Below are 12,009 nucleotides of genomic sequence, written 5' to 3'. Positions count from 1 at the left end.
TCATCACAAAGGCCCGGCACAACCCTTTGGGGGGTATGCCGGGCCTTGCTCGATCATGTAAGGCGAATGGCCGACTTCTCAGCCGCCCACGGGTTCACCCAGGCTCTTCGCCACTCCGGCGTTCCGGGCGTCGGACTTGGCCGCGAGCTCCTTCACCGCCGAGTCGAACTGCACGATCGAGGTGGGCTCGTCCGGCCCGAGGAGGTACTGCTTCAGCTCGCGCCTGGCGTCCGCCCGGGCGTCCGCGGCCGGAGACGTCACCGCGGTGAGCAGTTCGTCCAGCTCGGCCGCCGAGTTGGACAGGATCACCGCGGCGCGCACCGCGGTGTTCTGCCGGCGGAACTCCTCCTCGCCCAGTTCGGCCGAGTCCGTGACCGCGTACGGCTTCCCGCTCGCGATGAAGTCGGAGACCACGCTGGAGATGTCCGAGACCATGGCGTCCGACTCGTTGAAGCAGTCGTACAGCCGCATCTGGGCGCCGGTGATGACCCGGTGCTCCCACCAGCCCTGCGCACGCCAGGACGCGGCGTTCCACTCGTCCTTGAGCTTCGCCGTCTCGGCCTCGCGCGCCGGGTCGGCCAGCGAGTCCCGGGACAGCTCGGCCTCGTCCCGGGCGGTGCGGCCACCGCCGGCCAGCTCGGCCAGCCGCGCCTCGATACGGACCAGCTCGGCCCGCGCCGCGGCCTGCTCGCCCTGGAGCGCGGCCGACTGCTCCGCCCAGCGGGGGTCGCCGACGCGCTCGGCGGCAGCCTGCTCGATCATCGCCGTGATGCGCAGGTGCACGGCCTTGGCCTTGGCGCTGCGGGTACCGGTGAAGGGGTGCGGCTTGTACAGCAGCCGGACCGGCTGCTCGGCCTCCAGCAGCCGCCTGACGATGTTCTCGCCGGCCAGCAGCAGGGAGGTGTTGCCCGGGTTGTCGTCCCAGCCCTCCCAGGTGGGGGCGTACAGCACGGTCGGGATCGGGTTCTTCTGCGTACCGGACCAGGACTCGATGGCGGCCAGCTGCGGGCGGCCCACCTCCACGATGTCCTCGTCGCGCACCCCGACGTCGGCCAGCGCGTAACGGTCGCGGCCGGCCCGGCCCGCGGTCCACACCTCGTCGTACACCTTGCTGTACGGGTTGACGCTCGCGATCTTGTCGCTGTCGCCGTGACCGATGAAGACGTGCTTCATCGTCGGCACCCGGAGCAGGTGGATGTTCTTGCCGACGTTGGCCGCGTAGAGCGCGACCCGCACCGACGAGAGGTCCAGGTTCATCAGGTGCACGCCACCGGGCACGCAGAGCACCGGAACCGAGGTCGTGGCGAGCTGCGGCACGATGTTGCGCTCACGGAGCAGGATCATCGGCCGGCCGCCGAGCTGCGCCATCGTCTCCAGCCACATGTTGACCTGGTAGGCGGAGTCCTTGGAACCGGAGAAGTACAGCATCACGGTCGGCTGGTACTCGGCGAGCCAGTCGCCCACCGCGTTGAGGACCTTGGTCTCCGGGGGTACGAGCCGGCTCGGCCGGATGTACGGCAGCAGCGCCGCCAGGTAGCAGACCGCGAGAACGAGCGTCAGGCCGAGGCCGATGTACGCGATGGCGTCCTTGCCGGTCTCGACCGCGACGAGCACACCCACCATCGAGAAGACGTCCAGGTGCAGCATCTTCTCCGCGGGCCGGCTCATCAGGCGCTGCGGCGGGGCATCCGCTATCCGCACCGAGGCCAGGTCGATGTTGCGGGTGACCACCGGAAGCTTGCGGCGGAGCCGGATCAGGGTGACCATCGCGCTCTGCGGCGCCTGGAGTCCGTAGAACGCCAGCAGGCAGGCGACCGTCACGTAGAAGAGCGTCTCCTCGCCGTATCCCATGCGGGAGAGCAGCAGGACGAGCAGCAGCTGCCGGACCAGGAAGCGGATCGAAAGCCCGGCCCGGACCGCGGCGAGCCGGTTGATCAGGTAGCTGCCGCAATGGTGCAGATACCGGTCCGCGAGGTAGGTGGCCGCGGTGGCCGCGGCGAAGAACCAGAGATTGGGGATTATCGCCGCGAGCATTATGCACGGGAACCCCAGAGCCACCAGGAGCGCGGCGGCCAGCTCCGAACCGCTGCCCACCCGAGCCAAACGCATGGCTTTCGAAATCACGAAGTACCGCTCCCGAGGGTGCCGACTTGTTTACCTTACGAGGGGAATGTGAAGACAGAGCTTCACGAATTCGGACCCCTGCAGTTCGCGCTCGGCGACGGCAGGGGTCCGAATAGTCGATTGTCAAGCAGTATTACACATCGGCCTGTCGGTCCAGGACAGCGGCAAGCGCCTGCTCGAAGCCGGACGCCTCGGAGGCACCCCGGGTCGGGTCCTGCTGGCGTACGTCGATGACATGGCCCGTCATCTCCGAGAGCAGCACGTCGAGCGAGGTCCGGGCGACCGCCTCGGAGGAGAGCAGCGTGCCCGCGGGCTCGTCGCCGAACGCCTTGGTGCGCATCGGGGTGGCGGTGCGCTCGGGGTTCACGCAGTTCACCCGCACGCCGTCGGCCGCCCACTCGTCCGAGAGCGCCTGGGTGAGGTTCACCATGGCGGCCTTGGTCGACGAGTAGAGGCTGTACTCCGCGCGGCCCCGGGTGTAGCTGCTGGAGGTGTAGAGCAGCAGCTGGCCCTTGGTCTCGGCGAGGTACTTGTACGAGGCGCGGGCGATCTGCACGGGTGCCAGGTAGTTGACGTTCAGCGCCTCCTGGATGACCGCGCTGTCCGTCTCGGCGAGCTTGCCGATGCGGAGCACACCGGCGGTGTTGATCACGTAGTCGACCCGGCCCGTGTCGGCGTACGCCTTGGAGAGCGCCTCGTCGATGTGCTCGGGGTTCTCCACGTGCGTACCGGTGGTGGAGCGGCCCAGGGCGTAGACGGTGGCGCCGTAGGACTCGGCGAGCGTCGCGATGTCCGCGCCGATGCCGTACGAGCCGCCGAAGACGACGAGGGTCTTGCCGGTGAGCAGCTCGCGGTAGGCGGCGTCGTCGGCCGGCTGCGGAGCGGCCGTGGAGGCCAGCTGGAAGAGCTTGTCGGCGATGAAGACGTCGACCGGCTGCGTGACCTTCATGTTGTACTCGTCGCCCGCCACGACGTAGATCGGTACGTCGGGGAGGTACTTGAGCACGACCGAGCAGTCGTCGGTGGCCTGGAAGTTCGGGTCGCCGGCTGCGACCTCGTAGGCCCGGCGGATCGTGGAGAGCTTGAAGGCCTGCGGCGTCTGGCCACGGCGCAGCCGGGAGCGGTCGGGCACATCGGTGATGAACTCGCCGTCGCCGCCATGGGTGCGGGTCACGATGATCGTGTCCGCGGACGGGATGGCGACGTCGACCGCCTGGTAGCGGTCCAGTGCGTCGACGCAGTCCTTGATGACGCGCTGCGAGAGCAGCGGGCGCACGGCGTCGTGGAAGAGGACGTTGCGGTCCTCGCCCTCGGCCAGGCCCTCGCCGAGGGCCGCGATGGCGCGCTCGGTGGTCTCGTTGCGCGTGGAGCCGCCCTCGATCACCTTGGTGACCTTGGTGAGCCCCGCCTTGGCCACGATCTTCTCCACGTCGGGCACGTAGCCCGGAGCCATCAGCACGATGACGTCGTCGATGGAGTCGGCCTGCTGGAAGATCGACAGCGTGTGCTCGATGACAGCCTTGCCTGCGATCTTCAGCAGCTGCTTGGGAATGGACAGACCCACGCGCTGGCCGGTACCGCCGGCGAGCACGACTGCTGTGGTTCGGGCTTTGGCTATGTGCTGAGCAGACACAGACGACCTACCTTGCGAGGGCTGGGAGATACCGCGATGGTTGCACTCTCCGTTACCGTCTCGCAAGGTGGACGTCGGCCACCGCATGCCGTATCGAAACCTTTTGTTGCCTTGCGATCAGGGCGAATACCGGAATTAGCGCTTCCTGGCCAGGTGACCGACGCCACACGAGTGAGCGGCATGATTCACCCTTGAGCGGGTCCGGTTCCCCCGGACGTATGACGCGGAGAACGTGCGCGGCCGCCGGACAGGCTTGCGGAACAGCCTGCCCGGCGGGCCGGTGCGCGGTCTAGAACGGGTTGAACTCGTCGAATTCGCGCTGGGCCTCGTCGCGTTCCGACTCGCGCTCACGGCGGCGCTGCGCCGCCGGGCGCGGTGCTTCGAGCCGGTGGTCCTCGCCACGACGGCCGAGCATCTCCGCACCGGCCGCCAGCGTCGGCTCCCAGTCGAAGACGACCGCGTTGTCCTCGGCGCCGATGGCGACGCCGTCGCCCGCGCGGGCACCGGCCTTCATCAGCTCGTCCTCGACACCGAGGCGGTTGAGCCGGTCGGCCAGGTAGCCGACGGCCTCGTCGTTGTTGAAGTCGGTCTGGCGCACCCAGCGCTCCGGCTTCTCGCCGCGCACCCGGTAGATGCCGTCCTCCTCCAGGGTGACGGTGAAGCCCGCGTCGTCGACGGCCTTCGGGCGGATGACGATCCGGGTCGCCACCTCCACCGGCTTGGCCGCACGCGCCTCGGCGACGATGCCCGCGAGCGCGTAGGAGAGCTCCTTCAGACCGGAGTGGGCCACGGCGGACACCTCGAAGACGCGGTAGCCGCGCTCCTCCAGGTCCGGGCGGATCATGTCGGCGAGGTCCTGGCCGTCCGGGATGTCGACCTTGTTGAGGACGACGATGCGGGGCCGGTCCTCCAGGCCGCCGTACTGCTTCAGCTCCTCCTCGATGATGTCGAGGTCGGAGACCGGGTCCCGGTCGGACTCCAGGGTCGCGGTGTCCAGCACGTGCACCAGCACCGAGCAGCGCTCCACGTGCCGCAGGAACTCCAGGCCGAGGCCGCGGCCCTGGCTGGCGCCCGGGATCAGGCCGGGGACGTCGGCGACGGTGTAGACGGTGCTGCCCGCGGTGACCACGCCGAGGTTCGGGACCAGGGTCGTGAAGGGGTAGTCGGCGATTTTCGGCTTGGCCGCCGACAGCACGGAGATCAGCGAGGACTTGCCGGCGCTCGGGTAGCCGACCAGCGCGACGTCGGCGACGGTCTTGAGCTCCAGGACGATGTCCCGGGCCTCACCGGGCTCGCCGAGCAGCGCGAAGCCGGGGGCCTTGCGCCGGGCGGAGGCCAGCGCGGCGTTGCCGAGGCCGCCGCGGCCGCCCTGGCCGGCGACGAACGTGGTGCCCTGGCCGACCAGGTCGGCGAGCACTTCGCCGTTGCCGTCGAGCACGACGGTGCCGTCGGGCACCGGCAGGACCAGGTCCTGGCCGTCCTTGCCGGAACGGTTGTCGCCCGCGCCGGGCTGGCCGTTGGTGGCCTTGCGGTGGGGGTGGTGGTGGTAGTCGAGGAGCGTGGTGATCGCCTGGTCGACGACCAGGGTCACATCGCCGCCGCGGCCGCCGTTGCCGCCGTCGGGACCGCCGAGCGGCTTGAACTTCTCACGGTGTACGGAGGCACAGCCGTGGCCCCCGTTACCCGCGGCGACATGCAGCTCGACGCGGTCCACGAAGGTGGTCATGGTTGAAACCTCCAGTTACATACATGCAGAAATGTCTCACTCGTGCTGTCCCCCTGGCGGAGAAAGCCGTCTCTCATGGGAGAAACACGCGAAAGGCGGACCCGCTTCCCGTACGGGAAGTGAGGTCCGCCTCCGCAGAAACCGCTCGACGAGCGCCGAAAATCAGCCGGCGATCGGAACGATGTTCACGACCTTGCGGCCACGGTGCGTGCCGAACTCGACCGCACCGGCGGCGAGGGCGAACAGCGTGTCGTCGCCGCCACGGCCGACGCCCGTGCCCGGGTGGAAGTGGGTGCCGCGCTGGCGGACCAGGATCTCACCGGCGTTGACGGCCTGACCGCCGAAGCGCTTCACGCCGAGCCGCTGAGCATTGGAATCGCGCCCGTTCCGGGTGGACGATGCGCCCTTCTTGTGTGCCATGTCTCCTCAGTCCCTTACTTCGCAGCCGCGGGGATACCGGTGACCTTGATCGCCGTGTACTGCTGGCGGTGACCCTGGCGACGGCGGTAGCCGGTCTTGTTCTTGTAGCGAAGGATGTCGATCTTCGCGCCCTTGTGGTGGTCCACGACCTCGGCCTGGACCTTGATCCCGGCCAGCACCCACGGGTCGCTGGTCACGGCGTCGCCGTCGACCACGAGCAGGGTCGAGAGCTCGACCGTGTCGCCAACCTGGGCAGTGGAAATCTTGTCAACCTCAACGATGTCACCGACAGCAACCTTGTGCTGGCGGCCACCGCTGCGCACGATGGCGTACACGCGGATCTCTCTCTCGCTCGGAACGGAGCCCCTGATGCCAGCCACCCGCGCAGGCCGGGGCCCACGACGATCCGGAAGGATGAGCGGCCTCTCCTGACGAACGGATCCGTCGGGAGGAATGTGCTCAGGGGAAGGCGCGCATGGAAAACACGCCGATGGACAAGATTACGGGGCCGCCTCCTGACGGTCAAACCGGGTCTCCGGCCTGATCGACGGCAGGGCGACGGGACCGGGCACACGGTCCGGCCCGGCCCCCCGACACCTGCGCTCCGAGCCCCGGAGGCGATGCCTTCGGGACCTCACCGGGGATTCAGCCGGCGCCACCGGCAGGGGCCGGGAAGAACGAGCAGAAAACGCCGGAACGGCTGCCCCTGAATTTACGATGCCCCCCATTCCGGCGGCCGTGAGATCGTCGTCGCCGACGCCGATGCGTGTTTCCGGATGGGGAAATCCGACTCCTTCCGGCCCGGGGCTTCAGCAGCGGGAGAAGGGGGTTCACGGGCTCGGCAGCGGCTGAGAGCTGTCCCGGGGAGCCGAGGGCCGGTCCGGGCTGCTGATGCGGGCCCCTGCACGTCCATGGGCGCGCCGCGGCATCGAGCTGCCGGACAAATCCGCCGGACAAGAAGGAGAGGTGCTGTCCCCTCCGGGGGACAGCACCTCTCCTTCTTCGCTGGGCTGTCGCCTACGCCTCGGCGTCGGCCGAGACAGCGGACTTCGGCGACTTCTCGGCGGCGACCGTCTTCTTGGCTGCCGCCTTCTTGGCCGTCGTCTTCTTCGCGGCGGTCTTCTTGGCAGCCGTCTTCTTGGTGGCCGCCTTCTTGGCGGTGGCCTTCTTGGCGGTCTTGCGGGCCGCCTTCTTGGCCGGGGCCGCCGCTTCGGCGGTCTCGGCGTCGGAGGTCGGCTCGGCTTCGGGCTTCGGCTCGGCCGTGGCGGTCACCACGACGACCTCCGCTCCGTCCGCACCGGCGGGCGAGCCCGCGGGGGCGGTGACCTTGCGGGTCACCCGGCGACGCGCACGCGGCGGGGCGGCCTCGGGGGCCACCTCCTCGGGTGCGGCCTCGGGCTGCACGGCCTCGACGACCGGCTCCGGCTGCTCGGCCGGCTCGGCGACCGGTGCCTCGGCAGCCGGTGCCTCGGCGACCGGCTCGACCGGGGCGGGCGAGCCCGCCGGGGCGGTCGCCTTCCGGGTCGCCCGACGGCGCGTACGGCCCTGGGGGGCCTCCGCCGCGGGGGCCTCCTCGACCACCGGGGCCGGGGCCTCGGCGACCGGCTCCACGACCGGCTCGGGCTCCGCGACCACGACCGGCTCCGGCTCGACGATGTCCGGGGCTGCGGCGGCCGCGGCCTTCGGGGCGCCGTCCGGGGCCGTTGCCTTACGGGTCGCGCGGCGACGGCCACGGCCGCGCGTGGCGGCCGCCTCGGCCTCGGCCGGGCTGCTGTACAGCTCCTCGTCCGGTACGAACTCCGGCTCGGGCAGCGCCACGGGGGCGGCCACCTCGGCGGCCACCTCGGCCTCGGTCTCGACCTCTGCCACGATCTCGGCCTCGGCCACGTGCTCGTGGTCGACGCCACCCCGGCCGCGCTTCTTGGCACGCTTGCCGCCGCCACCGACCGAGGTCGGCTGCTCCATGTGCACGATGACACCGCGGCCGTTGCAGTGGACGCACGTCTCGGAGAAGGACTCCAGCAGACCCTGGCCCACCCGCTTGCGGGTCATCTGGACCAGGCCCAGCGAGGTGACCTCGGCGACCTGGTGCTTCGTACGGTCGCGTCCCAGGCACTCCAGCAGGCGCCGCAGCACCAGGTCCCGGTTGGACTCCAGCACCATGTCGATGAAGTCGACGACGACGATGCCACCGAGGTCGCGCAGCCGCAGCTGGCGCACGATCTCCTCGGCCGCCTCCAGGTTGTTCTTGGTGACGGTCTCCTCAAGGTTGCCGCCCTGACCGGTGAACTTGCCGGTGTTGACGTCGACGACGACCATCGCCTCGGTCTTGTCGATCACCAGCGAGCCGCCGCTCGGCAGATAGACCTTGCGGTCCAGCGCCTTCATCAGCTGCTCGTCGATCCGGTACGTCGCGAAGATGTCGACCTCGGAGGTCCACCGCGACAGGCGGTCCGTCAGGTCGGGCGCGACCTGCGAGACGTATCCGTGGATGGTCTCCCACGCGTCGTCGCCGCTGACGATGACCTTGGAGAAGTCCTCGTTGAAGATGTCGCGGACGACCCGGACGGTCATGTCCGGCTCGCCGTAGAGCAGGGTCGGCGCGTTGGAGCTGCCGGTGCTCTTCGACTTCTTCTGGATGTCCTCCCACTGCTGCTGGAGCCGCTCGACATCGCGGCGCAGCTCGTCCTCGCTCGCGCCCTCCGCGGCGGTACGGACGATGACGCCCGCGTCCTCGGGGACGATCTTCTTGAGGATGGTCTTCAGCCGGGCCCGCTCGGTGTCGGGCAGCTTGCGGCTGATGCCGGTCATCGAGCCCTCGGGCACGTAGACCAGGTAACGGCCGGGCAGCGAGACCTGGCTGGTCAGGCGGGCGCCCTTGTGGCCGATCGGGTCCTTGGTCACCTGGACGAGGACGGACTGGCCCGACTTCAGCGCGGTCTCGATACGGCGCGGCCCGTGGGCCATGCCGAGCGCCTCGAAGTTGACCTCACCGGCGTACAGGACGGCGTTGCGGCCCTTGCCGATGTCGACGAAGGCGGCCTCCATGGACGGCAGTACGTTCTGCACCTTGCCCAGGTAGACGTTGCCGACGTAGCTGGTGGCCTGCTCCTTGTTGACGTAGTGCTCGACGAGCACGTTGTCCTCAAGGACGCCGATCTGGGTGCGCTCGCCGTTCTGGCGGACGACCATGACCCGCTCCACGGCCTCACGGCGGGCCAGGAACTCGGCCTCGGTGATGATCGGGACGCGACGGCGGCCCTGCTCACGGCCTTCGCGGCGGCGCTGCTTCTTGGCCTCCATGCGGGTCGAGCCCTTGATGGACTGGACCTCGTCGAAGCCGGTGCCGGGCTCCCGCTCCTCCTTCTTGCGGGGCTCGCGGACCTTGACGACCGTGCGCTCCGGGTCGTCGGTGCCGCTGTCTGCCTCGGCGGAGACGTCCCCGCTGCGACGACGACGGCGACGACGGCGACGGCTGCTGCTCGAACCGGCGGCGGAGGCCTCGTGGTCCTCGTCCTCCTCCTCGGGCTCCTGGGCGCGCTCCTGCTCGTCCTCGGCGTGCTCGGCGGCGGCCTCGTCACCGAGCTGCTCGGCGGCCTCGTCACCCTCGGCGGCCTCGCCGCGACGACGGCGACGGCCACCACGACGGCGACGGCGCGAGGGCCGGTCCCCGTACTCGTCCGTCTCCTCGGCCTCGGCCTCGGCCTCGTGCTCGGCCTCGGTCTCCGGCTCCTCCTCGACCGGCTCCTCCACGGGAGCCACGGCCTGCTCGGGCTCGGCGGCCTCGCCGCGACGGCGACGACGACGGCGCGAACCGGCCTGCGGCGCGGCCTCGGCGGCCGGGGCCTCGACGGTGGCCGTCGGCTCCTCGACCGTCTCGGCCTCTTCCTCGGCCTCGACCTCTTCGTAGCGCGACGCCGCCGCTGCGGCGGCCGCGGTCTCCGGGGTCTGGAACATCGGCTCGGCGAAGACCGGCGCCTGGAACACGGCCACGGCGGGGCGCGCGGCGCGACGGCTCTTGCGTACGGGCTCCTCGGCCTTGGCCGTGAACTCCGGCCGGCCGGCGGGGGCGGTGGCCCGGCGGCGCTGACGGCCGCGCGGTGCGGCCTCCTCCGCCTCGGCGGGCTCCGCCTCGGGCTTCTCGGCGGCAGGCTGCTCGGTGGGCTTCTCGGCGGCGGCCTCGGGCACGCTCTCGCCGGCCTCCTCGGTCTTCTCGGCGGCCTGCGGCGCGCCTGCCGGGGAGGTCGCCTTGCGGACCGCACGACGACGCGGACGCGCGGGCGCCGCCTCCACGACCTCGGCCTCGGGCTCCACAGCCTCGGGCTCGACCACCGGCGCGGCGCTCTCCACGACCGGCTCGACGTGCTGCGGGGCACCGGCCGGGGCCGACGCCCTGCGCCGGGTGCGACCGCGCGGGGCGGCGGGCTCCGGCTCGACGATCTCGGCGGCCGGCTCGGGCTCGGCGACGGCCGGTGCTTCCTCGACGATCTCCACGGCTTCGGCGGCCTGCGGCGCGCCTGCCGGGGAGGTCGCCTTGCGCACCGCACGACGACGCGGACGCGCGGGCGCCGCCTCCACGACCTCGGCCTCGGGCTCCACGGCCTCGGGCTCGGCAACCGGCGCGGCGGCCTTCGGCGCACCCGCCGGGGACGTCGCCTTGCGCACCGCACGACGACGCGGACGCGCGGGCGCCGCCTCCACGACCTCAGCGGCCTCTTCGGCCTCGGCAACCGGCGCTGCGGCAGCCTCGGTCACCTCGGCGGCCTGCGGCGCACCCGCCGGAGCGGTCGCCTTGCGCACCGCACGACGACGCGGACGCGCGGGCGGCGCGGCTTCCGCCGTCGCGGCGCTCTCGGCGTCGGCGGGCTTCTCGGACACTGCGGCGTCAACGGCCGGTATGGCAGGCGTGGCCGAACCCTGGGCTTCCGCCACCGGCGGACCGGCCGGGCGGGACGCTGCGCGGCGCCTGCGGCGCGGCGGCAGCTTGTCGCCGGGGGCGTTGTTCTCTTCGGCGTTCCCGGTCGTGCCGGGTTCGTTGGACTGGGGCATGCGGGCGGTTCTCCCGTCAGGCTCCCGGGCGCCGCGCCTGGTTCCGGTCCGGCACGGTCCGCGTGATGTACGCGGCTCCGCCGTCCGGGGCGCGGGCGCCGCACGGGAACTCAATGTCTGGCTCGCCGGTTCCGTACGCGTGGTGCGTACGGCCTGGCGAAAGTCTTATGGGTCATCGCGCGGCCCGAACCGGATGTCTCCCGAGTCGGAGGCTGCGCTGCAACGACCGCCTTACGCGGAACCTGCACCTTCCGGCGCCGTCGCGACGGCGGTCCCGGTGGCCGCTGATGGAGCGGCCGGGGCTGCCTCGCGGTCGGGCGCGAGCGGGTCGGTCACCGTGCCGGACTCCTCGTCGAAGAGCCCCTGCGCCAGCCTGGTCACCGCTGCGGGGACCGGCGGCGCCAGGTCGGCCACAACGCGGAGACCGGACAGGACGTCGTCAGGTCGCACGGCAGGTGTCACGTGCCGAACAACCAGCCGCAGTATCGCACAGGGCCTGTCCTCGGGCCTATCAGCCTGTGGATCAAGGGCCTGCAGATCGACCACGGCGGCGCGGGCGTCGAAGGTGCGCATGCCGTTCTTGGCGCGGCGCTGGACCTCGACGGTCTCCGCCCCGTTGAACGCGGCCACGGCCTCGGCCGCGTCCGCCACGGCGACACCGTCGAGACGGAGCTCCCAGACGGAGGCGGTCAGCCGGTCGGCGAGCCCCGAGGTACGGGCCTCCACGGCGTCGGTGATGTCGAGACCGTCCGGCAGCGAGTCGTTGAGCAGGTCCCGCAGGACGGCCGGATCGCGGGCCTCGGTGAGGGCGATCTCCAGGAACTCGGCCTCACTGCCCGTGCCGGTCGGGGCGGCGTTGGCGTACGACACCTTCGGGTGCGGGGTGAACCCTGCCGAGTAGGCCATGGGCACCTCGGAGCGGCGCAGTGCCCGCTCGAAGGCGCGCTGGAAGTCACGGTGACTGGTGAACCGGAGGCGGCCGCGCTTGGTGTAGCGCAGTCGGATGCGCTGCACTGCCGGTGCGGGCGGCGGGCCTTCGGGCTGTCGCTTGCCCAGT

The 12,009-nt window shown here is 71.1% G+C and carries 7 protein-coding genes; all 7 read right to left on the bottom strand.

Annotation, left to right across the window (positions count from 1 at the left end):
- Nucleotides 1–78: 78 nt before the first annotated feature.
- Nucleotides 79–2,109, bottom strand: coding sequence for a hypothetical protein (locus tag ACFYY1_RS01995; RefSeq protein WP_388579549.1), 2,031 nt, complete (start codon nucleotides 2,107–2,109; stop codon nucleotides 79–81).
- Nucleotides 2,110–2,257: 148 nt separating this feature from the next.
- Complete coding sequence (locus tag ACFYY1_RS01990; RefSeq protein WP_351251188.1) at nucleotides 2,258–3,757, bottom strand: bifunctional cytidylyltransferase/SDR family oxidoreductase; 1,500 nt, start codon at nucleotides 3,755–3,757, stop codon at nucleotides 2,258–2,260.
- A gap of 289 nt (nucleotides 3,758–4,046) precedes the next feature.
- The gene (gene obgE / locus ACFYY1_RS01985; RefSeq protein WP_388579546.1) at nucleotides 4,047–5,483 is read right to left on the bottom strand and encodes a GTPase ObgE; all 1,437 of its coding nucleotides are present in this window, start codon (nucleotides 5,481–5,483) and stop codon (nucleotides 4,047–4,049) included.
- A gap of 162 nt (nucleotides 5,484–5,645) precedes the next feature.
- Entirely contained in the window at nucleotides 5,646–5,903 is a 258-nt protein-coding gene (rpmA, locus tag ACFYY1_RS01980) for a 50S ribosomal protein L27 (RefSeq protein ID WP_018103204.1), read from the bottom strand.
- A 14-nt stretch (nucleotides 5,904–5,917) separates the two neighbouring features.
- A complete protein-coding gene (rplU, locus tag ACFYY1_RS01975) occupies nucleotides 5,918–6,238 on the bottom strand; it encodes a 50S ribosomal protein L21 (protein WP_030921216.1) in 321 nt (106 codons plus the stop codon).
- 682 nt (nucleotides 6,239–6,920) lie between these two features.
- Nucleotides 6,921–10,952 carry a ribonuclease E/G gene (locus ACFYY1_RS01970; protein ID WP_388579543.1) on the bottom strand — a complete coding sequence of 1,344 codons (4,032 nt, stop codon included), beginning with the start codon at nucleotides 10,950–10,952 and terminating at the stop codon, nucleotides 6,921–6,923.
- A 231-nt stretch (nucleotides 10,953–11,183) separates the two neighbouring features.
- Nucleotides 11,184–11,966: a TIGR03936 family radical SAM-associated protein gene (locus ACFYY1_RS01965; protein WP_266733073.1), complete on the bottom strand. Its 783-nt coding sequence runs from the start codon at nucleotides 11,964–11,966 to the stop codon at nucleotides 11,184–11,186.
- Between the last annotated feature and the right edge of the window lie 43 nt (nucleotides 11,967–12,009).

The organism is Streptomyces sp. NPDC001890, assembly GCF_042891445.1.
GTDB lineage: Bacteria > Actinomycetota > Actinomycetes > Streptomycetales > Streptomycetaceae > Streptomyces.
This window is presented reverse-complemented; position numbering and strand designations above follow the sequence as displayed.

Coding starts and splice junctions, on each gene's coding strand:
- obgE (WP_388579546.1), bottom strand. CDS start 5,483: ATGACCACCTTCGTGGACCGCGTCGAGCTGCATGTCGCCGCGGGTAAC.
- ACFYY1_RS01970 (WP_388579543.1), bottom strand. CDS start 10,952: ATGCCCCAGTCCAACGAACCCGGCACGACCGGGAACGCCGAAGAGAAC.
- rpmA (WP_018103204.1), bottom strand. CDS start 5,903: ATGGCACACAAGAAGGGCGCATCGTCCACCCGGAACGGGCGCGATTCC.
- ACFYY1_RS01995 (WP_388579549.1), bottom strand. CDS start 2,109: ATGCGTTTGGCTCGGGTGGGCAGCGGTTCGGAGCTGGCCGCCGCGCTC.